Here is a 26,158-nt window from a genome sequence, read left to right on the forward strand (position 1 = left end):
AAGGCGTTTTTTGTGAATACTCGGGCACAGCTCAATAAGCATTTGGTGTAGAATTTGAATTTCGCGCATCCTGACTGCCTCCGTGCAGGTTTGATAGGAAAGGTTTTTGGCGAAATTAATTAGATCAAACAACGGGATGCGCGTCTACTTATATGAATTCTCAAGAGATTATGAGGGGATTCGCTAGATTGCGGCGTTATGTTTTTAGGATACCTCGGTGAAAATTATTAGCCTTTATCTCTTTCTCTTCTTGTTTTCAGCTAACTCTTATTCATGTGGATTTTTCACTGGCCTATTTACTACTGAGAATGTATCTATCGATTATGTAGGCAAAATAAACTTTGGTGAGTTTAAGAAAACTAAGAGTTTGACTCAGATCCCTATTACATTTACAGGTGGTAAGTGGCTACAGAATTCAGGTATTGCGTTTAAAAAAGTTATCGCTAATGTTTCTAATTTCGAGATTAATATTACAATTCAAACATGTTTAGCTAGCAGTGGTAGCCAGAATAAAGACCAATCAATAATAGTTAGCAAGCTTCTGTCGGGAAAATATAAAGTTAATTATGTTAACCCTGATGATAGTGTTGTATATATTGGTGAAGTAAAAATATAACAAATAAAAATAGGTGTCGCGCAGCCGACACCTTGTTCGGGTGCTGGAGGATCCCCTCATAAATCTTTGAGTCCCGCAGAGTGACTCAACCAGCGAAACTCGTTAATTGCCCAGCGTATTCGCTGCTCTGTGATAACGTACTCAGGTCTTCGCCGTACTTCTTTTCCTAACCTTACAACAGATAAAACCGCCCGTTCACGAATGGTATTGGCCTGAAAGTGTCGCTGCCAACCCACTTGCTGAGCCACTAAACCTAAGCACCACAAAATAATGTCAGCCAGTAAAGCTATCAGCAGCAGTACGTCATACCGGCGTGGCCATCGTGAGCGACTGTGGCGTAAACCAAAACCGTATTGTGGGCTTTTTAAGTCTCGAAAGGTTTCTTCTATTTGCATCCGTTTGGCATATAACTTCGTCACTTGTATCGCATTAAAGAGTTCGGGCGGTAAGTTAGTGGTGAGTACCCAAGGTTCTTTGGCAGAGCGGTGATAAAGAACCTTGGCTGAATGGTTATTACTTGAGCGACGAGAGCGTTTATCTTTACGGTGTTTATCCTTAGATTTAAATACATATAAGTGACAGGGCATGGGTTTCTTTCGCGCTAATTGCACTGCTCCTATATAGCGCGCTTTATTGTTTGCTGAAGCATAAAGTGTTTTGGTGAGCTCCCATTGTTCATTGAGCTGATAGCAGACTTCTCCCCGCAACCTACCCAACCAATACCAGCCGTAAGAGGCTACTTCTCTAAATGCGATAACCCGCATCCGTCACTATGAGCGGTGTGCAGCCTTTGGGTAGCACGCTGGCTAGCTCAGATAAGAACTGATGATGACGACGAGGTGCATTGTAATCTTTGAACTCGAAGGTGCGTTCATACAAAGTAATAGAGCGGCCTTTTATTGAGATAGATGCACGCAAGGTCATCATGCGTCATTGCTCACGCACATCAGCCCAATCGGCCAAGACCACAGGCATGGGATTAGCCCCGCAAATCTGCCGAGCATGCCATTGGTATATCGCTAAACGCTCACTATTTAAATGGTGGTTACCTAGCAAGCGGTCCATACGTTTAATGCAGTGTTTAGGTGAAACCCTGCTGGTTATATTGCGCCCGAGTTCAGTGAGAGACAATTTGTCGTCATCTAATAGTGATGTAGTGGCAACCATAACCATTAGAGAGTTAAGGCGTTTTTTGTGAATATTGGGGCACAGCTCAATAAGCATTTGGTGTAGAATTTGAATTTCGCGCATCCTGACTGCCTCCGTGCAGGTTTGATAGGAAAGGTTTTTGGCGAAATTAATTAGATCAAACAACGGGGTGCGCGTCTACTATATTGAATTTCCGAGGAATTATGAGGGGATTCCCTAGAAGTTGGCGTTAGGCATACAAGGAAGTATCGTGTTTAAAGTTGTAATCTATTTCTTCATTTCTATTGTGCTATTTATAGCACTGACTATAACAGGCGCTGTTACTGGTGCTTTCTTCTATATTTGGCCCACATCTATTCCCGATCAGGAGTTAATTGTAACTAAAGATACTTTAGCGGAATTAGAGCATTTCCGAATTAAGTATAAATTCGGTGAAGAACAGAAATACGATTATCCAGGTGCAGTGGATGAAGCCTCCCGATTGCAACTAGAACAGATTGTTAATATTTTGTCTAAGACACTTGAAGTAGGGCTATTAACTAATCCAAATAAATCATTTGTTTTATTGAGCTTTAAAAAATTTCTCAAGCATTGCTCTGAGTTTGATTCAGAAGATCAGGATATGATTCTAAATTATATGGAGGAAATAATGGTCATTTTGAAAATAGATTCATCTAATGAATTGCTTAATGTTTGGCGGTATGGCTTACCATTTGGTTGGTTTTCAAGCATGCCTAATCGGGTAGCCGGAGGTATCTAACCTCCAGCCCCCACAACACCCTGCATGCGGCTCCGCACAGGGCGTTTCCTGAAAATGTTTAAAATACAACGGCCGATTAGCTCCTTTGTATTCCAGTGATGGTTTCTGTTTTTTGCGCCACCGTTCCTAAGTCCGGTCGGATATAGAACGAGTGAGCAGCACAGGCTCTTCATTGATTTTCAGATTCAGGCCTTCACCATGTCCCAACCATTACACAATAGAACGGCATTGGGACTTTTTATCTAAAAAAAGCCGTCTGCTTAAATGGTAATCCTCCCATTATTAACCGCATTTATTCGTAGAATTCATGCTGCCGTTTTTAGTGGTGGGAACCCTCCATTTGCAAGGTGTGGTCGTTGATGATTGTAGAACCATAACCATTGGGTCGCCCGATCTTGAACATCTTCAAGTGTGTCAAACAAATACTTACTCACTAAGCCAAACCTCATAGTACGGTTGAACCTTTCTATATAGGCGTTTTGTTGTGGGTTTCCTGGCTGAATATAATCGATTCGAATGTCGTGGTTGTTGGCCCATTTAATAAACGCATGGCTAATGAACTCAGGACCATTGTCGCAGCGGATCGCAACAGGTTTGGTTCGTTGTTCGATGAGCTGCTCTAAGATCCGAGTGACTCGTACTGTGGGCATTGAAAAATCAGGTTCTGACGCCAGACCTTCACGTTTGTAATCATCTATCACATTGAATAAACGGTACTTCCGGCCATCAGATAGCTGATCATGCATAAAGTCCACGGACCAAACTTGGTTTGTTTTAATCGGCTCTTTAAGAGGCTCTGGCGTATGGCGATTCAGGCGTCGTTTTGGCCTAATACGTAAGTTTAGAGCCAATTCGCAGTAGATCCGATAAACCCGCTTATGGTTCCATGTATACCCTTTAACGTTCCGCAAATGGTGAAAACACAGGCCAAAGCCCCAGTCAGAGCAGTCTTCACTGTTGCACAGCGTTACTAACTCCTGAGCTATCAACTCATTCTCAGGTTGAAGCTTCGATTTATAGCGATAGCAGGTCTCGCTGATCCCAAACCAATAGCATGCACTTTTAATGCTGATGTGATAGTTCGCCACCGAACGCTGAGCCATCAATCGACGCTCACAGGGCTTCACCACTTTTTTGCCATCGCCTCTGAGATCACCTCTGCTTTAAGGCGTTCTTCCGCATACATCTTTTTAAGCCGTCGATTTTCATCTTCGAGTTCTTTCATCCGCGCCATAAGGGATGCGTCCATACCGCCGTATTTCGAACGCCACTTGTAAAAGGTTGCGTTGCTCATTCCATGCTCACGACAGAGCTCAGGAACAGGTGTACCAGCCTCAGCCTGCTTGAGAATAGATAAGATCTGACTGTCCGTGTAACGTGACTTTTTCATGTTGAATCTCCTGTATTTACTATACGAGAAAATTCTACTTTTGCATGGGATTAATTTTCGGGGGGATTACCCCCATTCTAAAAACAAAAATCTTTCACACTCTCGCTAGCCAAGATTACCGCTTTTAAATCCCATCATCTTCGCCGAGTCGCGCAAATGAACAAGGAAGCAAAGTTGAAGTCTGTTTGAGCGTAGTGTTTACTTCAACACCCTTGAGAATGAGCAACGCAGGGTTTAAGAAGATGCAGGGCGAGCTTTCTTTTTGCTTAGCTAAGCTTTGCTCGTTGAAGCTTAATGACGTCGCCGTAGGCGAAAGCTTTTACCCCGTTGCCAATAACCCAAAGTGGGATACCCATACTTTTATCTTAATAAAATCAACTAATTAATGATGTTGATTATTAAATGAAATCAAGATTAAAAAGAGGTTCTCGTTAGCAGCCCTTGAAATTAAATAATTTTTTGTAATGCGGTGAACGTTTGTAACTTGTCAAGACTATCGAGTTGACTGAGTTGTTCTCGAATATCATTCACTCTGCCCATCGAGCCAGCTTGGATATAAAGTATTAAATCCGTATCCCCGGTTAAACTATGGGCTTGTTTTATCTCTGGAATATTATTGAGCTGGGTCATAATTGCATTGAGAATAAAAGGACGAAAGGTGAGCTGAAAGTAGACTGATATCAGGTTTTTATTGTCTGGCGATTTTAGCTTGAGGGTAAAAGCCTCAATCTCTCCACTTTGATGCAATCGTTGTACGCGATCATTAACCGCCGTACGTGACAAACCAATTTTCTCTCCGATACTAGCAATCGAGCGACGTGAATTCTCTGCTAATAAATTCACAATTTTCTGATCAAATTTGTCCATCTTTTCACCTATTATTTCATTACACCACCCTCATTGATACTGTAAAACAAAAGGCGTTATAGCGACATTAAATTTGATAAAATCACGCTAAAAACGACAATCTATCACCTCTTTTAGATAATTTAGTAGCTACTTTTTCTCTTTTGCCACGTTAGCCTAATAGCGACTATTTACAGGAGAGAAATATGGTTAATTTAACCCAGCAGTTAAGCTATCAACAGCAAACACTTTTTTTTGAAAACGTTTCAATACAAAAACTTGCCGAGAAAATAGGTACGCCCTTTTATTGTTATTCACAACGCGCCATTGTAGATAATATTAAACAATGCCAAACAGCGTTTTCTGACCCACGTTTTCATATTCATTACGCCCTTAAAGCAAACAGCAACTTATCTATTTTAAAGATCGTTGCCGCACAAAATTTATCGGCAGATATTGTTTCTATAGGGGAGATGCAACGGGCGTTATTAGCCGGATTTTCATCACAACAAATTATATTTTCAGGTGTTGGTAAAACATCATCGGAAATACAACAAGCAATGCAGCAGGGTGTGGGGCAGTTTAATATCGAGTCGGCAGAGGAACTTGAGTTATTAATTCAGCTAGCTGCTGACGCCAATCACACGGTTAATGCCATGATTCGAGTCAATCCAGAAGTGTCGATATCCACGCATAAAAACATCACCACTGGCGCTAAAGGTAATAAATTTGGAGTGCGCTTAGATCAGGTTTTAAAGATGTTACACAGTGCAAAAAACACCCAAGTGAAGATCCAAGGGCTAGCCATGCATATTGGTTCACAAATTCAGCAAACAACACCATACCTTGCTGCAATCGATAAATTACTGTTGCACATTGAGATGTTTAAAACAGAAGGATTTATATTAAATAATATTGATTTAGGGGGAGGGTTTGGCATTAGTTACGGACAGGAAAAATCATTAACTTTTACCCAGTTTTCAGATGTCATAATGGAGAAATTAAAACACTGGAAAGGGAAAATCTATATTGAACCTGGACGCTCAATTATTGCCGATGCGGGTCTGCTCATCACGCCGATCACGTATATCAAACACGCAGAGCCGCGTCCTTTTGTGATCCTTGAAGCTGCAATGAATGATTTGATGCGTCCCGCTTTATACCAAGCGATTCATCCGATTATTACCGTTGCACAAAAACAGGGAGAGCAACAGTATGATGTCGTCGGGCCTGTCTGTGAAAGTACTGATACTTTTGAGAAAAAGGCTAAATTACCAGCATTATTAACACCCGGTGAATTGGTTTGTTTTTTATATGCTGGCGCCTATTGCGCGGTAATGAGCAACAGCTATAACAGCCGCAATATTATTAGCGAGGTATTGGTTAATGGAAAAGAAGCCAGCTGTATTCGCACAGCAATAAAACAACAAGATTTACTGCAGTTTGAAACACAGCCCTATCAACTGTTGTCATAAGCTTTACTTGATGCGCCTTTGTTATACAAGAAAGGCGCAAGATATTCTAAAACAATACATTACGATATTGACCTTTCTTGCTCTCGCTTTAATTTGAAAGAGCAAAATTGAATTATAGCCATCGTCAAATGCGCGAATGCGGACATCCAAACTTTAATAAACCACTTTGCATCAAAAAAACGAAATGACACAGTAAAAAATGGGAAAAAAACGATTCAATCACTAAATCTGCGAAGGGTTTACTTAGAGGAAAACATTTCACTACCAGCAGTGACTTTTAGGTATGAAAAATATTAGCAAGTCACTAATATAGTAGCTAAAATGCTTTGAACTGTTAGCTTTAGTGGTACATTCGTCGTAAGTGATTTTTCCCTGAAATCCAAGGTGTTCCGGTATGCTCTGCAAATAACGCCAGCTCTTCGAGGGAGCCAACCGCACCGTGATAGGTTTTACCAAAATCATTAGCTAAACGGAGCCATGTTTCGTTATCTAATCCAAGTGAATGAAGCAAAGCTGGCACTTGCACAGGTATCGCTCCGCGCTTATCTGGGCGCATTATTCGCCCTGTCCAATCAACAAGTTCAAGGTAATCTACTAGTGAGAAGTTGATGCCTTGTGGTTGCTTTTATGCTCAGCACCAATCAACTTAAGCAACGGTTTCCGGCTCTCTTTAGACGCCTCCTCAGCATGCTGTGATTTGTTATGAATGCGTTCAAAAACAGTAAAATTATCGGCACAGCCACTTTAAAGCTGTTCAAGATGCTGCTGAAGCTCAGCTTTTAAAGCCGCTTCAGTGATCTGTTTGATGAGAGCTATCTTTGCCTGTCAGGTCTTGCCCTGACTGAAGAGCTTTAAAGGCTTGCTCTAGATCGAAGTCTTTGGTCATATGTCATTCCTGTTTTATATACTACTGAAATGACACAGATTTCTAAACACTACCAAGTAATAATCCTAATAGAATTAACTGTATTCAGGAAATACGCTTTAATTTCTCTAAAAGCCCTTCTTTAAGCATATATCGAGGTATTAACCAACTTTGTGGTGATCGATTTGATACGTGATCAACCCTTGATTTATTCCAAAAGTTATAGCCTGGTAAGTTTTCTGAACAGCAGTGCATCATTGAGCTAATACCTATACTCTCACCGCTAAACATTCTGTTCTCTGAATTAGAACTTTTATCTCCTTCATTTCCCCAGTAATTGTTCTCTATAGTCTTAGTGAACCAAGCTATTGATTCAAAAGGAAACTCTATTTGAGATATTTTATTCTCTTTGGTGAAAAGGCTTTTATATTTCGACCAGAAGACTATGTAGTCTTCATACTGTATAAGTTTGTGTGTTTCATTTTCAAACATAGGGTAATCTATTTCGAATAAAACCCTAGAATTTTTAGGGAGGTATAAAGGGTCTAATATCGGTATTTTTTTCATCATAAACTTACTCGATTGGGCTTAGATTGACAGATTTTACTATGGGGGAACTACCTGATTTAGAAGACTGTAGTTCAGTCAAAGAAGGTAAGTCTTTCTCTATACTTAAAGTTTCTACAACACCAAAGCTTCCTCCTCCATTCGCTGTATTTGCAGTTAATCCATTTCCTGTAAACTCTGCGTTTACCCCTATTTCCGTTCTTACTTCATGCCGAGCTAAAAATTTATCAGCCTCATCAGGTGGCATACTTGAAGCGTATTCATTAATTTGCTTAGGGTTAAACTCCTTGCCACCGACTTCCCAGAATCCTTTCATTTTATCTGCATACTCAGCTTGATAATCCGAATTCATTGTACTTAAAAGTACATCTTTATCATGACCTTCCACATGGTTGGTAACAACGCCCTCCATATTCTCCCATGTTGGTACCACTGTATTTTGACCAAAGAGATCTAGATGTTCACCTCGATCAATAATATGCATTACATAATCTTTATTGGGGTCATACCATGAGCCGTTACCAAGTACTTTATAGATTAATTCAGGGTCTGAATCGGCAGCTTCGAGTTGGTCAAAAGAGGTCGTCCAAGTAGGTACTAATCCGCTTTCTCGCTGATATGATAACGGAGCGTCAGACGCTCTATTCTTTGGCTGAATACTAACTAAGAACCGATCATTAGCCGTTGCTCCTGAATTCGCCATTTTTACTAGCTCATCATCACTATACTTAGGCTTGTAAGCGGGCTCACCAGCATCCATACGTTTTTTAATATCTCCCCGAGCCTTTTCCAAGCGTTTTTCTGCTTCGGAAAAAGACCTGACCTTTCCATCATCGGGGGACTTAGCTTGTGTACCTCTGGGCTGATCCGATTTCGCCTGTTTAATTTCCTTTGTACCGGCTGGCCCAGCAATTTGCTGCTCGTTTCTGCCACCTTGACCTAACGGTTCTAGAGTAGGCGTTTTTCGAGTAACGACTTTTTCGGACAAGGTGGCAACCGGAATACTACCTTCCATACTAGAGGGCGGTGGCGGCGCAAAGTTTGCCCCTTTGAGCACCTTAACCTCTCCGCTCACAATACCATTACTTAGCCAGTCAATTTTTTGCTGCTCACTTTTGTGGCTAGCCATGTAATCGCCAGACACTTGAAAGTAAAGTTTGTTTAAGTTGAACTGATAACCCCACATAGGGCTATGCTTTTGTAGTAAGGACTGCGCCCAATAAATATCGATGCAGTGATTAACCTGCTCCCCTTGGTTTTCCGTGTGGGCTGCAAGCCTTGGTAGAAACATATAAGACTGACCAAAAGCATCAACTAACAGCGTTCGGTTAAACTTAGATCCCTCGAAAGGATTAGCGTTTGGGTGCATGATAGCCCCCCAAATACGCCATCGATTTTACTGCCTTAAACATGCGGTTCCTTGCTTGCTTACCTGATAAAAATTGACTATAGACTCAATAATAATGTGATGCTATCAGGCTAGTAACAAGAGAGTCAATATAGATTGTTGGAATACTCATTAAGCTTATCGCTAGTGATGAGAAAAATTTGCTGAAAATACGAAATTTAGTTTGGCTTGTTTAGGTGTTGAAACACGTATTGGGCAAAAGCGTGTTTCGCTATAACACGCTTCTGAACAATTTCAATTTATGGATGGAAGCAACAATCTTTCGAGAATCTAGTAAATGTCTAGGATTGTTAGGCCTTACCAATGCCGCCGTTTAAACAGGTAGCATTTTGATAGAGTTAGGATATTTCTGAGCATGGCGATTTTGACATGATAAATTAGCTTCATGTAGTTAAGACGAAAATTTATGCATTGGCTCTTTTGGGAATAGAAGCAGTTCAATAACACTTATATTATTTTTTGCATGATTACTTCACATGCATCATGTCCAGTAGTCCCTCGTGGACCATCTAAGTATTCAAAACCTAGTTTTTCATACAATTTAATAGCCTCTTTTAAGCATTCGGTCGTCTCCAAATAACACTCTTGATAACCTTGCTCTCTCGCTTGTTTAAGGATCAGTGCGACAAGTTTCTTAGCTAAACCGTGTCCTCGTGTTTGTGGTAAAAAGTACATTTTTTGCAACTCACAGACATATTTTTCGCCGGACAGTGGTGAAAATCCCCCACCACCAACGATTTTGTTATTATGTTCAATTACCCAGTATGAAGCGCCCTCTTGGTCGTACACTGAATATAAATCATCTAGAGTTGGGTCAGAGACACTATAACCTTTGTCGGCGGTAAGGCCATATTCCTCGGACACATTTCGAATCAACTCTGCGACTTCTGAATTATCTGCTTTACAGAGGGGGCGTATGACAAAATTATTTAACCCGCATATTCTCGTCAGTCCTTTGAGGTAAATTTCAAAACCTAATTTCACTTGCTGTTGTTCTTGTTTATCTAAAGAAAATAACAATTGCTCGAAAAATGCATTTTGCTGTCGATCTAATTGTAAGAGCGCTTGGCTACCTTGCTCTGTTATATCAATTAGATGACTACGTTTATCTCTAGGATTATCTAAACATTTTACTAAATTAAGCTTAATAAGTGCTGATACTGTACGACTAGCGTTTGACTTATTGACATTCAGATTTTCAGCAAGTTGACTTATGGTGATTTGAGTTAACCCTATTTCTCCCAGCGCATGGGCTTGAACTGGAGTAAGAGGGACATCGCCACACTGTTTATCTAGCATGCCTAATAAGCGTACGGCGTGACGAGAATAGTGTCTTAGTTGGTTGACGTTCATTACTAACACCTCAATATAGTTGCGCATCGCAATCATATTAGGGCCGCTATGTGATTTTGTCAATATAGATTTGGTAATGAGCATATTGCTAATCAATTAAAATTTTTGGCTCAACTAACTCGGATTGAAGGGAAAAATTATCGGGACAGCCACTTTAAAACTGCTATGCATTTCTTGCATAAAGCATGAAATGAGTGCTTTGAAGAGTATTTAGACAGCCATGCTAACTATCCAATGAGCATCCGTCGATGTCATCAGCTCAAATCAACGTTGAAGAGCCAACTTGTTCTTAAAAACGCTAAATATTGGGGCTTTAGTCAATGCGAAGCGATTCATGAGGGCGAAAGACTTAGTGATTCGAGATACGCTAAATACCTACTCAGTCGAGAATACATGAAGCCGTAGTTTATTAACCTACATCCAGCCAGCGCTTGGCAGCTCCCATACCTTTAATCCGCTGTTGCTTATGTTGGTGTTTGTAACACTCTAGCGAGTGACCGGCGCCCACCACGCTGGCAAAGTGATGCTCTAAACCAGCGCTCAAAGCTAACCAGCTTTCCTCATCGATTTGTAGTCATTGCAGAATAGGCGCGTGTGCATTATCGATATAACCGCGTTTATCTTCTCTGATGACGCGGTCGGTGAGCTCTACCAATTGCAGATAATCTTGTAGCTCAAAGGGTAAACCTTTGGGCATGGTTTCTCTGGGGTTACCGACAAAAGGTATTAGCGGCTTGGGTTGCTGACCTTGTTTGGCTTGCTGAATGCGCTGTTTGATACTGGTGTGGTCCGAGGTTTCAGGCGTGCTCGCCATATTTGAGCGAACCGGGTTTAAATCCACATAGACCATACATGCGGCAAGGGCGGCTTCATCTAAAAGCGCTTGAGATTTAAAGCAGCCTTCCCAAAGCGACAGTCCTGACCGAGGCATTGCAATAACTCCAAGAACCACTATTGATAGTTTAGGTAACCAATGACTAAATACCAGTTGGATCAATTGGGATGGATGTCTTTTATTCTCTCTGTTATTTACTTTGCCACAGCCACTAACTATAATTTTATCAATATTAAGAAAGAGTAAGTTCCATGGTTAAAAATAAATTTCAGTGCTTATCACTACGCAAAAAGCAAACTAGAGATAAATGTCTAACAAAATTGAAAACCTTAGAAATGAGTGAAATTGATTTGTACATACTTCATGGACCAGAGCTTTTCTCACTATGGGTCGCTAAACAAAAGAGCCGAGGATTTTCTCAAAGTGCAATAAGTCAACAATTGGAAGCTTTAGGTTTACCTAAACTAGCTCAAAATTTATTCGTATCCTCAACAAACTTAGTGAACCAATTTGGTGGACAAATTATTGATATGAAGACTATGGGTATTTTGGCCTTAGATCTGCGTCGAGGTGGTAGCATATTAGGTAAATACGAAATCACTAAAAATGGCGCTAAGAGCTACATCAGCTTTAAAGGCAATCACAAACTAAGAACGGTGATTAAGGGCACCCGCTACTTATCTACTAATACAAAAATACTAACCTTGGGTATCGGTCTGCAAGGACTAAAAGCATCAGCTCGTGGGGGAGTACTATTAACCATCTTATTTTCGGTATCACATCACACTTTGGAGCTCGTTCTCCAAAAAGATTATGTAATGACGAACTGGATCGTGGATGTCTCATCTGACGTACTAAAAGCATCGATAGCTGCTTGTGCAGGTGTTTTAATCGGAGCGGCATTCATATCAACCCAAGTGGTCATTATTCCAATTGCAATTGGTCTAGCGGTCGTATTCATTGTGCAAAGTACTTTAAACGCAACTGAGAATAGACTTCAAATTAAAGAAAAAATAACGGCCAGCCTCAATCAAGCTGTCGAAGCGTCAGCCGAAAAAGATATACAACATTTGGAACAAAAAATAAATACTATGAAAACTATAAATGAAATGAATTATTCTGCTTATAAATTCTTTTAGGATAAACAATGATAAAGCACTCCCCTCGAACAGCATTAACTAGTTCATTATTTTGTTTCGCAATTTGTCTCATATCTATCGTTATGCTTTTCAGCACCAACATGCTCAATTTTTTTAATCATCAAGTCATACATAATTACCAAGTAATTTATCTCGATGCTAAATACAGCGGTTTTATTGGTAGCTCTATCGTTACTTTATCAGGAGCACTGTTTATGCTTTGGCAATATATTTGCCTAAAACGTTCAAACGAAAGTCTAAATGCTAAGCACCAATCAGTAAAAGTTCTTACTATAGTCGTGATTATTGGTTTCCTATTTATTTTCCCTGGCCAGTCACTAGAAAAATCCCGTCTAGAATCTCGAGCTGAAGAAGAAGGTTATCAAGCTTGTCCACCATTTACCTTATTAATCAGTTCCGTAAGTATTGATGCATGGGTAAAAGACTTTGAGCTATGTAACGACCCAGAGGTAGGTAAACTGGCTAGATATGGTTACCCTGAAGAACCCGAAAAAATAGCTAAACTGCTCTCTAAACGTAAACTGGAAAAAGCGCTAACGAATTACTAACAAATTATCGAGACAGCCAGCGCTTGGCAGCTGCCATGCCTTTAATTCGTTGTTGATTGTGCCCACGCTTATAGCGCTCTAGTGAATGCCCAGCCCCAACCACGCTGGCAAAGTGATGCTCTAAACCAAGCCTCCTTCAAATTCATCTATTTCGTGAGTAACACACTCATCCCGCCCTTTTTTCGAGGAGACTCAATTGCCTTCAAACCTACATCTTCCGCAATCGATAGATATTGCATAAAAGCTGACTTTTTGACATGAAAAAATGGCTCTACTATTAGAAATTGGCCATCATCGCTAAGTGTATTGGCTACCTCTTCAAAGAGACTTCTCTGGTTGGGAACCTCATGAACCATGTAATAAGCTAGAACAAAATCCGCTTTAACTTCAGATTTAAGTGCCAGACTTGATGGTTCACACTGATGCAGTTCAACACGTTCATTCAAAATAGAGCCATCCAGCTTTTTCTTTAGTTTAGCGAGCATTTGAGGTTGTAGATCCACCGCAATAACTTGACCAGTCTCTCCAACGAGTTCCGCCATTGGAATTGTAAAAAAACCTGGGCCACACCCAATATCTATAACAGTATTCCCTGGTCGAATATAATCTGATGTTATCTTTTTGGGTGATTGAAATAAGCGGCGAGCCACATTATCGAGTGCAAAAGAGTGCCTGTGATTACAAATATGTAGCTCATTTCTTAACAAGTTCATCTTTTTTCCTTTAAGTGTTTAGTTGGTATACACATTACTTAAAAAAAGGGTTACTCCGGAGAGTTAACCCTGCGAATGAGGAAATCTTCCGTTCTTTCGAGAAACTCAGAAATCACTTTAATATCCTCTTGACCTAATTCTTGTATGTAGTTAGCAAACCCGCCATCCATCTTTTCATGCCACTCTTTATGAGCAACAAAAGCAATTTCCCCTTTACTCGTTAATCGAACAATGGCTCTCGAAAGATTGTCTGGAGCAGGGCTTTTCTCGGTAAAACCTTTCTTCTCCAGTTTTTTTAGAGCTTGAGAAACCGCGCCTTTTGTTATCCCCAATGCGTTAGCAATGTCTGTGACACTTAAGTCCCGATGATCACCGATAATCTCTATTAAGTGGATCTCTGAGTTCGAAAGTATTTCGTCGGTACCAAACTTTCTTGGCGCCTTTTCCATCTGCTGAGCAAGCTTCATTAAAGACTGAAACTTACCATTTAAAAATAACATTGATTCTTTGTTCATACCCTGAGCGTATAGCAACTTAACGCTTGATTCAAATAAAATTTGCGATTCAGCCACTTTAAACCTATTCGCTAAGATGGATGCTTTAGTTTTCCTCACCGTCACACCAGCTAATGTAATAACTCAAACAGGTCCAATTTAAATGCATTCTGATACTTAAACCTTAACCGTCAGCGTTGCTCCATCTTCTGGGATGATCACCTTGTCAGTTAGCCCTTCAAAATCTAGGGTATGTCTCAGTACATTTCTATCTATTGAGCAGTGATTTAATGCTTCCATATGGTTTGCGATAACTTTACTAGGTGATAAACGAATAAACTCCAGAACTTCATCCTTCGACATCAACAGTGGCTGACCAACATCCATTTGAGCCTGACCAGCCGCAACCACGGTGATATCTGGTTTCAGATCTCTCAAGGCTTTTTTGACATCTGCGGTTAAGACCGTATCGCCACTAATATAAATGCTTGGTTCATTAGGTAGTGCTAGGAAAAAGCCACAACCGTTAGCCATTACTTTATTAACCCAACCATGCCCGTGTTGAGCGGGAATTGCCGTAATTTCCCCGCCTAAATATGCCGTAGGCTGCCAAGGCAACAAGCCATTAGATACCGTCATTCCATACTTTTCCAAATAAGCTTTATCTTTATTAATCGTGGTTACAGGAACCGATTTCTCGACTAAGAAATCCTCACCTTTTCGATCTAAATGATCAACGTGTTGCAGTGGCTTAAAACCGAACGTTTGACTATGAGTGATTAATGCATGAGTTACTTTCTTTAGAATAATCTTGGCATTTGAAGGTAAATCTACGGTTGGATTGTTTTGGGCTTTGAATCGGAATACCGAAAATGGCGGCAATGAACCTTTTTCACCGAGCATAGGATCAACCAATATATGATATTCACCAGACTCAATGACAAAAGTTGCGCTTCTCAAGTGGTGGATTTTCATTCTTATTTTTTACTCTTATACATAACAAGTATGCCAAATTATACAATACTAGCCCAATAGACAACGACCGCTTAATTAGGAGTATTTTGACAGACATTCTAACTAGCAAGTGCTGCTTCATCGAGTAATGCTTACGATTTAAAGCGGCCTTCCCAAAAGCGACGGTCTTAACCGAGGCATGGCAATAACTCCAAGAAAACACTACTGACAGTTCAGGCTAGGGCGGGATCGCACTTTGTTAACAGATATGATCTAATACCTCTAAACCCTAAGCTACATAGTTATTTTGAACATAATTGAACATTTATCAGTCGTCGAGGATACTCGATCTGACATCAATCAAAAGCATGACCTTATTGACGTAATTTTCCTTGTTATCAGTGCTATCGCATCAGGATGTGAAGGCTGGCAAGACATTGAATATTATGGTGAAGAGAAGTTGGGCTGGCTGAGGAAATATAGACCATTTGAACACGGGATCCCAAGACGACACACGATTGCACGCATTTTGCGTTCTGTTGTCGCGGAGTCTTTGCTTGAGGCATTAGCTCTGTGGATTAACGAGCAGCGAACGAGTCAAAACAGAGCCATCATCGCATTTGACGGAAAAGTACTGCGTGGCTCGTACCGAAATAACAAGAAAACAGCATTACAATTGGTTACAGCCTATGATACTGAACGTGGTCTCGTTCTGAGTCAGAAACCGACAGCGAACAAGAACGGCGAGATTAGCGTTGTGCGCCAAATGCTTGATGTTATTAACGTAAAAGGCAGTGTTGTCACCGTTGATGCTCTACATTGTCAGCGCGATACACTAGAGAAAATCGCAGAAAAGAAGGCTCATGTTGTCGTTCAAGTAAAAAACAACCAACCAAAGTTGAGAGCGGCTGTTGTTGAGCAGTTTCAAGCCGTCTTTGATGCTGGTAAAGAGAAGGTCGTCACTGAAATTAAAGAAAAACACCATGGTCGTAGCGAAGAGCGATACGTCTTTCAACTAAAGGCCAAGTTGCCCGAAGAGTTAGCAAAGAAATGGCCAACGGTAAGAAGTATCATAGCAGTGGAACGTCACCGCGTGATAAATGGGACAGGCACTGTAGATACCTCGTATTACATAAGCTCAATGTCACCGAATCACAAATTGTTAGGCCACTATATTCGTCAGCATTGGCGAATTGAAAACAGCCAGCATTACGTATTAGATGTTGTTTTTAAAGAGGATAACTCTCGCATTACTTTAGACGGAGCGGTGGAAAACATAGCTCTATTTAGACGTTTTGTGATGAACATGCTCAAACAATGCGATTGTGGAGCGCCAAGTCACAAAGTGAAGTTGAAAAAAGCGGGATGGAGCGACGATTATCGGGCACGAGTCTTCTTTGGGTTATAAATCCATCAAAGTATGCTCCCGCCCTGCAGTTCAGGCAACTAATGACTGAATACCAGTTGGGATGGATGTCTTAGTTTTCTGCCGTAGGAACAGGTGATCGGAATAAACCGAAACAAGCGATCGCAATCACCGAAATACGCAGCTTACTTCACTCTAAATGATTTTATCCCAGAAATTTACAGTTTTATAAAAAAAACGGCATCATAATATTTGAATTATTTATAAGGTAAGTGTATTTTTGGCATTTTAATTAGATAATAGGTTTTTGATGAAATGAAATATCAGATAGCAAGCTTGTTTTTTGTGACTTCACTGGCTGTTCAAGCCAACAATACAGAGATGCCAACAGTGTTATCAATGGATGAAACTATTGATAACGAATTGATTGCTACTAGTAGCGTAGAATTTACTTTAGTGAAAAATGGTGAGTCGGTTGTTTCAATTGTTAATGATTCTCAGTTATTCAACGGATCAATTAAGAACGAAAAAAATATTTATTTTGAAATAGAGGGCATGCAACAAAAGACCTATTTTGTTGGCCTTAAGGATGCTAATTCTGATTATTACGGGACTTGGTATTCAGCTGAGGGAAAGGCTGGAGATTGGAGTTTGGAATTTCCGAAAGTTCAAACTGTGAGACAAAGTTGTAATGATATTATTTTAGCTGGGGAGTCTACCGGTGATGGTTATTATGTAATCGACCCTGATGGAGAAGACTTTGGAGTAGCTCCATTTGAAGCGTATTGTGATATGACTAATTATGGCGGCGGATGGACTCTGATTGTCAATCATCGAGACAACCTGCCAGCTAAAACTGCAACAAGCAGTGTTAAACTCGATGAATTAGGGGTTCTTGAGAAAGATAGCTGGCAAGCTTTGTTATCTCTAATGAGTGAAGGTTTTATGACCATAGACGAGCATGGAAGAGTCTCTACTATTAGTGTTGACACTATGCGTTTAGCTCCTGCTAGTAAACAGCCTGAAGTCGTTGCAGAAGATTTAGCTACTGCTTCGGTGTTGTGGGCGTCAGTTACTGATTGGGCTAGAAACTTCTCTGCGATATTTATTACCGCTGCAAATACTAGTGGGACTCATTCTATGAACGGGGCATCAGTATACAACGCTGGACCTGTGAAGTTTGATGTTTATCCATATAGCGGTGGCACGTCCTACAGTCAACAAAATAAGATGCTTTACTTTATAAAGTAACTTTCTAAGGGAGGTTTATTTATCTCCCAGCCTCGTATTAGATAAAGCGGGGCTATGCTACTTCCTTTAAACTATGAAAGTAGTTGCTCTATTTTCAAGCAATTTAAAAATTTCATCAAAAATTTTTCCTTTTGTATTTTTATAACAGCCACTTACAAGCCTCTGTTAAATCGCTTCCATAGGGCAACAAGATTCACTCCTCATACACAGAAAGCAGCCTGATGTTGAAAAGTTCAGCATTAACAAAGAGGGGGATAAAAACTGGCAGTCAGCGAGACGGAAGACTCTAAATATCAAGACACCCAAAGTAACACGACCAAAATCCGAAGCCTACGACCTTAATGTACTCATGACTGCGTAAGCACAAACATCAATAAGTTATTTATGACAGCCACTTTAAATCCACTCGCGAGGATGGATGCTCGTAGCTCTTGCCCATTTGCTTATCTTGCCCGTCGAACACAGTGGGAATAAGGTGTATTCGATAAGCTGACTTGCGACGGTCTTAACCGAGGCATGGCAATAACTCCAAGAAAACACTACTGACAGTTCAGGCAACTAATGACTGAATACCAGTTGGGCTAAATTGGGATGGATGTCTTTTATTCTTGTTTATTCTCTGTTGGCCTGAGCAAACGACAACCTAATGAGACTTGCGTGCTTCGATACTTATCCACGGCAAGCCTTCAGACTATCACCTTCATTTCGTATCTTTTGTGCTCACGGGCTCTACAGAAGATTGTTCTTTAAGTTGATCCTTAAGCTTAGCAATTTTCTCATAGGCAAAGAAAATCCCAATTTGCGAACTTATAAAAAAGACGTAAAATAACCCATCCTTTTTCGAGGGTTCACTATTACTCCAATACCAAAATACTAACAATGCAATTAATATGTTTACGATAATTCTAATGACCATCAATATAGTTCCGAAGTAAGCATTACAGTTCTATTATTAATTTCTTTGCTGACTTTATTTAACTCAGATTTATTAAATGCAACTGTCCCCCAAATAACTAACATTACAATTCCACCTTTAGCCAATTTTTGGTTACTTCTCGCACTATCAATTAACTCTTTGACGCCTAATCCTGAGGCACTAAGTCCAATGTAACTAGCAAATGAATCAATGAATTCATGAAAGTCTTTATCTGCTTGTAATTCATCATTAGTCATCGACCATATCCCCCATTGCGGATTTAAATATGTAGCATCCAGAGCTTTTGTGATTAACTTACTTTTTAAAATGGGATTGGAGAGTGACCTAATTAAAACCATCGCATCGACTCGTTGCTTCTGAGTCAAATGTCGATATAAAATTGTTGCACAGATAGAGTCAATTTCCAGCTGCCCTCCTCTTTTAAGAAGTTCCTTTTTAATTCCAATAATTTCTGGTACTGAAATCCCCTGTTCCAAAAGGGCTGAAATCTGATATCTTCTCCTCTCGGTCAACTGCTGATAATTCATGGTAGTACTTGGCGAGAAGAGCGTACCACTTTCGGCAGTTTTCTTCCTCTTCTACACCTTTCCATGAATGTCGCAGTTATTATCTGAAATCGGGTATATCAGAAACTTTCACCATTAAAGCAAACTCAACATGACTCCGACACACAATAATAACAAGCCCTCAATAGGCATACTGCTGTAATGAAGAGCTTTCGATCAGCTTGATTAGTTGATGCAGAGAAGCAGTCGTTGAGGCAATCAGTTGTTGGTTGTAAAACAACGCCGGAACATTGCCATTGGGATCGAGCCAAGCCTTATAATTCACCAGCACTGTACCCGATGCTTGTTGCTGCAAGGTCCAAGTGGCATTGGTTGCGCTCACACGAACCCACTGAGGATTCGGCGGGTAACGGTCTGAACAAGCGCTCACCCGAATTTGAATGCGCTTCGGTTCAAATTCGGTGGCAACACAGGTAATGAGTTCTCGATCCGTAAACGGCCAAGGACTTTTGATGATAGTGCGTAACAAAAACTGTTGATTGGAATATATTTCCAAGGTTTCAATTGCTTGTAAGTGTTCGAACCATTGAGCGGTGCGCTGCAGATCAGACAAGACTCTAAATACCAATTGTAAATTTTGCTCAGTAGTAAATTGGGCTTCGACCTGTTTATAGGGACTATGTTGGTATTGGCTTAACTCGATCTTAAAGTCCGCATTGATTAAGCTTTGGTCTGCCGCTTCTCGCTGGGAGACAGAGCAACTGAATAAACCCAACAACGCCAACAACGCCAACATGATGGTTAAACGCGGTACGCTTACAAATAGCTCTCTACCCATTATTCATCCATTATTGTGTACGTCCTGATTGGCCACTATAGCAGTTTAAACGCACACTCGGTGCCATCAACGTTCAGCAATTTTTAAGCCTCGCACTTTCAAGCCATTTGGCAAAAACACGCTTATATTAATTATGGTGCTGAAGAACTTGTGATTGGCTTTTTTGATAGTCATCTGCGGTAAGCGGCACAACTCTGCAAAAAAATCTGGCAGTCTAGTAACATGCGTTTAGAAAATATCGAGAAGCTGCTGTCAAAAGCTGACGCATAATTATACATCGCCAAACACCAGAGAAGATAACGGATCATGCCAACCGTAATTTTTGTATCTTAAAATAAAGTTGGCCGTTCAATCGTGTAAAACATTGACCAAAAAATAACACTAAGCACGTTTTTAGGTGCTTTCCATTTAACCGCTCTCGGCTTGCTTACCCATTGCTCTTGGCTTTAACCGACAATAGATAATCGCACCCATAGCCCCCATCGCATGTCCTAGGTGGTCAATGTTCAAATCCAAGCTCACACTGGAATGACGGTAAAATGTTGATTGCAGAGAAAACAATGCCATCAGAAATACAAATAGCAATATTGCACTCCCCCACTCCTTAAAACTTAAACCATCTTCATCAGTAAAATATGCCGCAGCCAAACCAAATATCCCGCCAGATATTCCACATACTGAAACTGGTTCGGAAAAGAGTAAAATCGATGGAATAGACGCCACGCTTGCCACACATAACACGGCAAAAAATCGTCTAGCCCCCACCCTTCTTTGGTAGACAGAAGCAACGCCCAAGCCAAGCACATTTGAAAAAAGATGTAAAAGATCAGCGTGAATCAACAAGTGAGTCATCGCTTGTATCGGCCAAATTTTATTGTGTTGAAAATCGTTATTAAGTGAGAGTAAGCGATAAAGATTGTCGTTAACCGTGATAAAACCAAAATCGCTTGTCACCAGAAATACCAACATCAATAATAGGCCTGAAAACATCGCCGCCCAAACAAGGCCAAAATGTTCCCTGTAGGATATGGGCTTCGCTTTCAAACTATTCGGCGATGGTTTTAGCGCCACTAATCCACCCCCATAAATAAGGCTGGATACAAGAAATAAAATCATGATATTACGGGGATATTTCCTTCGATATACTGCTGTACCTCGGGCGTTATTTTGGCAATTTTTTCGACGCCTTTTAACTGAGCCTTCACGGTAATTTTTCGGTTATTTTTAAATTTGAATTTAATGGGCCGCTGCAGTAAACCCTTTCCAATTTTTACATTCTCAATGTCGTCGTAGGTAAAGAAGTCATAGCCATTAAACTTTCCGAGTAGACTCAACTTATGAAAATAGATACCCGCTTCGGTCACGGCTAAAAAATAGCTTTTCATGCTAAATACAGCCAAGGGACCAATCAAAAAGAACAACCAGATCTTTGGTGGCTCTATGGCTTGAAAGAAACCAATGAATGAATCACTTTCTTGCAAACACGATTCTATATGCTGCTGCGCCTGTTCTTTGTTCACTCAATTGCCTCCAATTTTATATGCGCTTCAAAACATCTGACAATGTATAAATCCATTGCTGACAGCAAATTTGTCTGACAACTCTCCACTAACCATCTCAAATAAGCATTCTAACTTTAACATAAAATCGCTACTTATCAGACAATTAAAAGCTATGTTACGTCCTTCATCAACCGTAAACATCCGCCCCCTCTGCAGCTGTATAAAGATAGTTGTCACTTCACGCCATTCTTTAATGGCAAATAGCTCATTAATAGCTAGGCTTTTAGGAGGACGAACCCTCTACTGAATGTACACACTCGCCCCCATGCAAGAACACCAAGAGGGGCCAAGAATTGGGATTTAATTAGACCCTAACCGTGCTTGGGGTATCGCCCTAAACAGCAAGATATTTAATGGCATCAACCATCGGGAGATAACAGCATGAACTATCACTTTAAAAACTTCGTTTTTGAAGGAGGTGGTGTGAAGGGCATCGCCTACCTTGGCGCACTCGAAGTGTTTTCAGAGAGAGCCATTATTCAAGATATTCAGCGGGTAGGCGGAACGTCTGCCGGAGCAATCAATGCGGTGCTGGTGGGCTTGGGTTACACCAACGAAGAAATGAAGCAGATCCTGTGGTCTTTAGATTTTAACAATTTTATGGATGATTCCTGGGGCGTGGTTCGAGATACCGAACGTTTAATAGAGCAATTTGGTTGGTATAAAGGCGACTTCTTTCGCAATTGGATAGGCCAATTGATTAAGCAAAAAACTGGCAATAGCGAGAGCACTTTCGCAGATATTGAAGCGATGAAAGACAGTAAAGGCTTCAAATCTATGTACTTTATGGGAACCAACCTATCAACATCTTTTTCTGAAGTATTCTCAGCACAGCATACGCCAAGGATCTGCGTTGCCGATGCAGCGAGGATTTCGATGTCGATCCCACTATTTTTTGCCGCTAAGCGTAGTATCCGTGGCGATGTTTATGTAGATGGCGGAGTACTCGACAACTACCCCATCAAGCTGTTTGATCGCCAGAAATATGTGAACCACAACTACCATGAACCCGATTACTACAAATCAATCAATTCACAAATCACCACCCTGCAACGGCCTATCTCTAACTATGTGTATAACCGGGAAACTCTTGGCTTCAGGCTCGATTCAAAACAAGAGATTGCGGTATTTCGCGATCACGCGGCGCCTAGTCAGCAAAAAATCGATAATTTCTTCGATTATAGCTGGGCACTGATCCATACCATATTAGAAGCACAGCAAAATGCGCACTTACATAGTGATGATTGGGCTCGCACCGTGTACATCGACACCCTAGGTGTTAGCACCACCGATTTTGATCTATCCGATGAGAAGAAAAAAGCCTTAGTCGAATCGGGTCAGGTGGGTGCGAGTCAATACCTTGATTGGTACGACGGCAACGAAAACAAACCGAATAAATAAGTTCTAGTGATACTCATTCCACTTAGAAAGGCACGCTTTAACGCTGAAGGGCGTCAATATAACAAGGCTCTAAGGCGAAATAAATGAGACCTGTTCATCGAATTGCCAGAGACCGTTAGCCTCCAATCTCTAGCGTTCGATGGATAGGCCTCACCCCAAGTAAAACAAGCGAAGGCCAAAGAGTCTTAAAATACTGCTCCCACTTCTAGCGACCAAGCCAAATTCGCGAAAGATTATCGCCATAGCGTTAATAATCACTCCCATTTTTGAAGACTAATCATCAAGGAAAAGATAGTTTAAGCTAAACACCATTATTTCATTCAAGGTGTGTCAGCAGATGAGTAAACAAGCAGTTATCATGTTACATGGCGTCGGCAGCAGCGGCGAAAACCTGCAAGGCCTGGTCAATTATTGGACCGAAAGCCTACCCAATACCTTAGTCATTGCCCCCAATGCTCCCTTTCCTTTTGACCAGGGCCCTGGCTACCAATGGTTTAGTGTGACAGGGATCAGTGACGAAACCCGTCCATTACGGATTACCCAAGCACGAAAAAGCTTCGATCTGAGCATTCAAGCCGTACTAGAAGAACATCAACTAGATCCACAACATGACCAAATCATCCTTGCTGGATTCTCTCAAGGATCAATTATGGCCTTGGATTTACTGGTAAGTTCCCGCCTACCAATTGCTGGCGTGGTGGCCTTTTCTGGCCGATTATCTTCCCCCGAGCCTTATTCTAAGAGCCAAGAGCAAGCGGTATTGCTGATCCATGGGCAAAAAGATCCGGTAATCGCCTGCTCCGAAAGCCAAATTGCCGCACAACGCTTAAGCGACTTAGGCTACAAAGTAGAAACCCAATACGAACCCGACACCCTACATAGCATTTCTAACGAGGGTGCAGCGAAAGCTGCCAAATTTATTGCTCAGCGTTTTAGCTAAGCAAAATCGAAAAACCAAAGTATCGCACTTCACTATGCTGAAAATAAAACGGAGCGTTGACCACAAGCCGGCACCGTTTTTAAGCGTTGTTCAGGCTGCTTATAAACCCTCTGAGAGCAGTAGCTTTTTAAGTAAACCAGCGAGTTGTTGTTGCTCTTTTGGATCCAGCGGACTCAGCATTTTGTTCATATTGGCAACATGAGCGTTAAGTGCTTGGTCGAGCAAGACTTGGCCCTGTTCAGTGAGTCTCACCTTGCAACTACGTCGATCCTGCTCACTGGCAATCCGCTGCACCAAGTTACGTTGCACCAGCTCTTCAATACGTTTGCTTACCGCACCAGACGAGATCATCAGCGTTTGATAAAGCTGAGTCGGCGTCACGGCTTCGCCACTGCGGCGCATCGTTGCCATAATATCGAACTCAATATTGCTTAATCCATACTGGTTAAATATCTGGTCTAGCTGGTGTCGCCACTGACCGTGAGTTCTACCTAAGCGTCCCACCACCCCCATGACCGAACAATCTAAATCAGGTCTTGCCACTCGCCATTGAGCGAGGATCTTATCAACTTTGTCTTCCGGCATATTTATCTCTCTGGTAAAAATCTTTTGTAAAAGATACTTGATTAAATCAACGGCATCCATTACTTTTAAGAAAGTATCTTCCAAGGAAGATAATTAATCATATTATTGCTTATCGAGGTCCATCATGAGCCCCAGTCAATCACTGAAGAATATTATTTTATCCGCTATAGCACCCATTATTTGGGGCAGTACCTATATTGTGACCACAGAGTTACTTCCCCCGCACAGCCCACTGATTGCAGCCTCTCTGCGGGCTCTTCCCGCTGGCATTTTGTTAGTACTGTTTAGCCGAGCCTGGCCTAAAACGGGCTGGTGGTGGCGCATTGCCAGCCTCGGCTTGTTAAATATTGGTCTATTTTTCTATTGCCTATTTTTTGCCGCAACTTATTTACCCGGTGGTATGGCGGCTTTGGTGATGTCAATTCAGCCACTATTGGTGATTGGTTTAAGTTGCTTGCTATTAGGCAACCGGATCTCATCGGCGCAACTTTTTGCTTGCGGATTAGCCATTGGCGGGGTCGCACTACTCGTTCTCAATAACCAGGCTCAGCTTAATTTGGCTGGAATTTTGGTGGCGACTCTTGGCACCATCAGCATGGCTTTAGGCGTGGTGATGACCAAGAAATGGGGGCGCCCCAGCGGTATGACCATGCTTGGATTCACTGGCTGGCAACTCTTATTTGGCGGTTTAATGTTATTCCCTATTGCGCTTTGGCAAGAAGGTTTTCCCAGCCAACTCTCGACGAACAATTATCTAGGCTATAGCTATCTAAGTTTATTCGGTGCCATGATCGCTTACTCACTTTGGTTTCGTGGGATTGAAAAACTGCCAACGGTAACGCTGTCATTTATCGGTTTTTTAAGTAGTGTATCGGCCTGTTTTCTAGGTTACTTACTGCTCGACCAAACGCTAAGCTGGCCACAGCTGGTTGGCGCATTCGCGATTTTGTTATCCATTGTATTGGCGACGCCTCGTGCACCTCGCCAAGCAAATCCTCTCAAGTTTCAATCTCAAATATGTAAGGAGTAACAATGAAAATTTGTATTATTTCTGGTAGCCAACGTGCTAACTCATACAGTTTAAAGGTGGCTAATTACCTGGAAAAACTAAGCCTCAGTCATTTTGAACAGGCCAGTGTTTTCGATTTACATCAGCTCAACTTGCCGTTTTGGAATGAAGGCTTTTGGAGTGGTAGTGAAGAATGGCAAGCTTGGCGACCCATTGCCGAATCCCTGAAACAGGCCGATGCTTTTATTTTCATCACGCCAGAGTGGCATGGCATGGCAACGCCCGCACTCAAGAATTTTTTACTATTATGTAGCGACCAAGAGCTAGCCCATAAACCTGCACTGCTCGCCAGTGTATCGGCCAGTATCAATGGTGTTTACCCAATTAGTGAACTTCGCATGACCGGTAACAAAAATAATCATGTTTGCTTTTTGCCGGACCAGCTAATATTTCGCAACTGCGAAACGCTATTTAAGTCTGATTTATGTTGCGAAGATGCTCAGTTGCACCAGCGTAGCCAATATAGCATGCAACTACTTGCGGCATACGCCCAAGCGCTCGCTCCGGTGCATCGAGAAATGCTAAAGCTTGGTGAAACATTTCGTTATGGGATGTAGTGAATGAATCACC

General features: G+C 41.3%; 27 protein-coding genes and 1 pseudogene. 11 read left to right on the top strand and 17 right to left on the bottom strand.

Translation table 11 applies throughout. The features are described 5' to 3' along the window. Nucleotides 1-217: 217 nt before the first annotated feature. Nucleotides 218-616, top strand: a complete 399-nt coding sequence (locus tag ACRRS0_RS20530; protein WP_432455744.1) for a hypothetical protein — start codon at nt 218-220, stop codon at nt 614-616. A gap of 56 nt (nt 617-672) precedes the next feature. On the opposite strand, the pseudogene ACRRS0_RS20535 reads toward ACRRS0_RS20530, so the two are convergent. Beyond that, nucleotides 673-1,867, bottom strand: a pseudogene (locus ACRRS0_RS20535) (IS4 family transposase). Between the two features lie 148 nt (nt 1,868-2,015). Here ACRRS0_RS20535 and ACRRS0_RS20540 point away from each other — a divergent pair. Next, complete coding sequence (locus ACRRS0_RS20540; protein WP_432455743.1) at nt 2,016-2,525, top strand: DUF4844 domain-containing protein; 510 nt, start codon at nt 2,016-2,018, stop codon at nt 2,523-2,525. 305 nt (nt 2,526-2,830) lie between these two features. Here the strand turns inward: ACRRS0_RS20540 and ACRRS0_RS20545 are convergent. Continuing rightward, a protein-coding gene (locus ACRRS0_RS20545) for an IS3 family transposase (protein ID WP_432451743.1) occupies nt 2,831-3,915 on the bottom strand; the annotation gives its coding sequence in 2 pieces (ribosomal slippage) (nt 2,831-3,666 and nt 3,666-3,915; 1,086 coding nt in all). 447 nt (nt 3,916-4,362) lie between these two features. Continuing rightward, nucleotides 4,363-4,782 (bottom strand): Lrp/AsnC family transcriptional regulator, encoded by a 420-nt coding sequence (locus tag ACRRS0_RS20550; protein WP_432455742.1) that lies wholly within the window; start codon nt 4,780-4,782, stop codon nt 4,363-4,365. A 185-nt stretch (nt 4,783-4,967) separates the two neighbouring features. Between ACRRS0_RS20550 and lysA the strand changes: the two genes are divergently transcribed. Continuing rightward, nucleotides 4,968-6,236 (top strand): diaminopimelate decarboxylase, encoded by a 1,269-nt coding sequence (gene lysA, locus ACRRS0_RS20555; protein WP_432455741.1) that lies wholly within the window; start codon nt 4,968-4,970, stop codon nt 6,234-6,236. A gap of 340 nt (nt 6,237-6,576) precedes the next feature. On the opposite strand, the gene ACRRS0_RS20560 is transcribed toward lysA, so the two are convergent. From ACRRS0_RS20560 to ACRRS0_RS20585, 6 genes are all read right to left on the bottom strand, one after another. Beyond that, nucleotides 6,577-6,792: a transposase gene (locus tag ACRRS0_RS20560; RefSeq protein WP_432455740.1), complete on the bottom strand. Its 216-nt coding sequence runs from the start codon at nt 6,790-6,792 to the stop codon at nt 6,577-6,579. A 414-nt stretch (nt 6,793-7,206) separates the two neighbouring features. Next, the gene (locus tag ACRRS0_RS20565) at nt 7,207-7,671 is read right to left on the bottom strand and encodes a hypothetical protein (protein ID WP_432455739.1); all 465 of its coding nucleotides are present in this window, start codon (nt 7,669-7,671) and stop codon (nt 7,207-7,209) included. A 4-nt stretch (nt 7,672-7,675) separates the two neighbouring features. Then, nucleotides 7,676-9,037 carry a hypothetical protein gene (locus ACRRS0_RS20570; RefSeq protein ID WP_432455738.1) on the bottom strand — a complete coding sequence of 454 codons (1,362 nt, stop codon included), beginning with the start codon at nt 9,035-9,037 and terminating at the stop codon, nt 7,676-7,678. Between the two features lie 486 nt (nt 9,038-9,523). Then, complete coding sequence (locus ACRRS0_RS20575) at nt 9,524-10,429, bottom strand: bifunctional helix-turn-helix transcriptional regulator/GNAT family N-acetyltransferase (protein ID WP_432455737.1); 906 nt, start codon at nt 10,427-10,429, stop codon at nt 9,524-9,526. 409 nt (nt 10,430-10,838) lie between these two features. After that, nucleotides 10,839-10,973 carry a hypothetical protein gene (locus ACRRS0_RS20580; protein ID WP_432455736.1) on the bottom strand — a complete coding sequence of 45 codons (135 nt, stop codon included), beginning with the start codon at nt 10,971-10,973 and terminating at the stop codon, nt 10,839-10,841. A 30-nt stretch (nt 10,974-11,003) separates the two neighbouring features. Continuing rightward, a complete protein-coding gene (locus ACRRS0_RS20585; protein ID WP_432455735.1) occupies nt 11,004-11,360 on the bottom strand; it encodes a hypothetical protein in 357 nt (118 codons plus the stop codon). 155 nt (nt 11,361-11,515) lie between these two features. Between ACRRS0_RS20585 and ACRRS0_RS20590 the strand changes: the two genes are divergently transcribed. Together ACRRS0_RS20590 and ACRRS0_RS20595 are read left to right on the top strand one after the other, a co-directional pair. Further along, nucleotides 11,516-12,403, top strand: coding sequence for a hypothetical protein (locus tag ACRRS0_RS20590; protein ID WP_432455734.1), 888 nt, complete (start codon nt 11,516-11,518; stop codon nt 12,401-12,403). Nucleotides 12,404-12,411: 8 nt separating this feature from the next. Next, on the top strand, nt 12,412-12,972 hold the full coding sequence (locus ACRRS0_RS20595; protein ID WP_432455733.1) for a hypothetical protein: 561 nt from the start codon (nt 12,412-12,414) through the stop codon (nt 12,970-12,972). Nucleotides 12,973-13,118: 146 nt separating this feature from the next. Here ACRRS0_RS20595 and ACRRS0_RS20600 read toward each other — a convergent pair whose 3' ends face one another. From ACRRS0_RS20600 to ACRRS0_RS20610, 3 genes are all read right to left on the bottom strand, one after another. Beyond that, complete coding sequence (locus tag ACRRS0_RS20600; RefSeq protein ID WP_432455732.1) at nt 13,119-13,685, bottom strand: class I SAM-dependent methyltransferase; 567 nt, start codon at nt 13,683-13,685, stop codon at nt 13,119-13,121. Nucleotides 13,686-13,735: 50 nt separating this feature from the next. Next, nucleotides 13,736-14,257: a MarR family winged helix-turn-helix transcriptional regulator gene (locus ACRRS0_RS20605; RefSeq protein WP_432455731.1), complete on the bottom strand. Its 522-nt coding sequence runs from the start codon at nt 14,255-14,257 to the stop codon at nt 13,736-13,738. A gap of 99 nt (nt 14,258-14,356) precedes the next feature. Next, complete coding sequence (locus tag ACRRS0_RS20610; RefSeq protein ID WP_432455730.1) at nt 14,357-15,154, bottom strand: MBL fold metallo-hydrolase; 798 nt, start codon at nt 15,152-15,154, stop codon at nt 14,357-14,359. A 286-nt stretch (nt 15,155-15,440) separates the two neighbouring features. Here ACRRS0_RS20610 and ACRRS0_RS20615 point away from each other — a divergent pair, with 286 nt between their 5' ends. Then, the gene (locus tag ACRRS0_RS20615; RefSeq protein ID WP_432455729.1) at nt 15,441-16,541 is read left to right on the top strand and encodes an ISAs1 family transposase; all 1,101 of its coding nucleotides are present in this window, start codon (nt 15,441-15,443) and stop codon (nt 16,539-16,541) included. 273 nt (nt 16,542-16,814) lie between these two features. After that, nucleotides 16,815-17,750, top strand: a complete 936-nt coding sequence (locus ACRRS0_RS20620) for a fibrinogen-like YCDxxxxGGGW domain-containing protein (protein WP_432455728.1) — start codon at nt 16,815-16,817, stop codon at nt 17,748-17,750. Between the two features lie 915 nt (nt 17,751-18,665). Here ACRRS0_RS20620 and ACRRS0_RS20625 read toward each other — a convergent pair. The 4 genes from ACRRS0_RS20625 to ACRRS0_RS20640 all read right to left on the bottom strand — a co-directional run bounded on the left by ACRRS0_RS20625 (nt 18,666) and on the right by ACRRS0_RS20640 (nt 21,551). Further along, the gene (locus tag ACRRS0_RS20625) at nt 18,666-19,214 is read right to left on the bottom strand and encodes a hypothetical protein (protein ID WP_432456204.1); all 549 of its coding nucleotides are present in this window, start codon (nt 19,212-19,214) and stop codon (nt 18,666-18,668) included. Between the two features lie 160 nt (nt 19,215-19,374). Continuing rightward, complete coding sequence (locus ACRRS0_RS20630) at nt 19,375-20,031, bottom strand: START domain-containing protein (RefSeq protein ID WP_432455727.1); 657 nt, start codon at nt 20,029-20,031, stop codon at nt 19,375-19,377. 408 nt (nt 20,032-20,439) lie between these two features. Next, nucleotides 20,440-21,102 (bottom strand): rhomboid family intramembrane serine protease, encoded by a 663-nt coding sequence (locus ACRRS0_RS20635; protein ID WP_432455726.1) that lies wholly within the window; start codon nt 21,100-21,102, stop codon nt 20,440-20,442. A gap of 41 nt (nt 21,103-21,143) precedes the next feature. Next, nucleotides 21,144-21,551: a PH domain-containing protein gene (locus tag ACRRS0_RS20640; RefSeq protein ID WP_432455725.1), complete on the bottom strand. Its 408-nt coding sequence runs from the start codon at nt 21,549-21,551 to the stop codon at nt 21,144-21,146. 423 nt (nt 21,552-21,974) lie between these two features. On the opposite strand from ACRRS0_RS20640, the gene ACRRS0_RS20645 reads away from it, so the two are divergent. After that, nucleotides 21,975-22,994, top strand: a complete 1,020-nt coding sequence (locus ACRRS0_RS20645; protein WP_432455724.1) for a patatin-like phospholipase family protein — start codon at nt 21,975-21,977, stop codon at nt 22,992-22,994. A gap of 337 nt (nt 22,995-23,331) precedes the next feature. Next, the gene (locus ACRRS0_RS20650) at nt 23,332-23,934 is read left to right on the top strand and encodes an alpha/beta hydrolase (RefSeq protein ID WP_432455723.1); all 603 of its coding nucleotides are present in this window, start codon (nt 23,332-23,334) and stop codon (nt 23,932-23,934) included. Nucleotides 23,935-24,033: 99 nt separating this feature from the next. Here ACRRS0_RS20650 and ACRRS0_RS20655 read toward each other — a convergent pair whose 3' ends face one another. Next, nucleotides 24,034-24,519 (bottom strand): MarR family winged helix-turn-helix transcriptional regulator, encoded by a 486-nt coding sequence (locus tag ACRRS0_RS20655; RefSeq protein ID WP_432455722.1) that lies wholly within the window; start codon nt 24,517-24,519, stop codon nt 24,034-24,036. A 124-nt stretch (nt 24,520-24,643) separates the two neighbouring features. Between ACRRS0_RS20655 and ACRRS0_RS20660 the strand changes: the two genes are divergently transcribed. Together ACRRS0_RS20660 and ACRRS0_RS20665 are read left to right on the top strand one after the other, a co-directional pair. Further along, complete coding sequence (locus ACRRS0_RS20660) at nt 24,644-25,549, top strand: DMT family transporter (RefSeq protein ID WP_432455721.1); 906 nt, start codon at nt 24,644-24,646, stop codon at nt 25,547-25,549. 2 nt (nt 25,550-25,551) lie between these two features. Next, entirely contained in the window at nt 25,552-26,145 is a 594-nt protein-coding gene (locus ACRRS0_RS20665) for an NADPH-dependent FMN reductase (RefSeq protein ID WP_432455720.1), read from the top strand. Nucleotides 26,146-26,158 lie beyond the last annotated feature (13 nt).

It is taken from the genome of Agarivorans sp. QJM3NY_29, assembly GCF_050870835.2.
Classification (GTDB): domain Bacteria; phylum Pseudomonadota; class Gammaproteobacteria; order Enterobacterales; family Celerinatantimonadaceae; genus Agarivorans.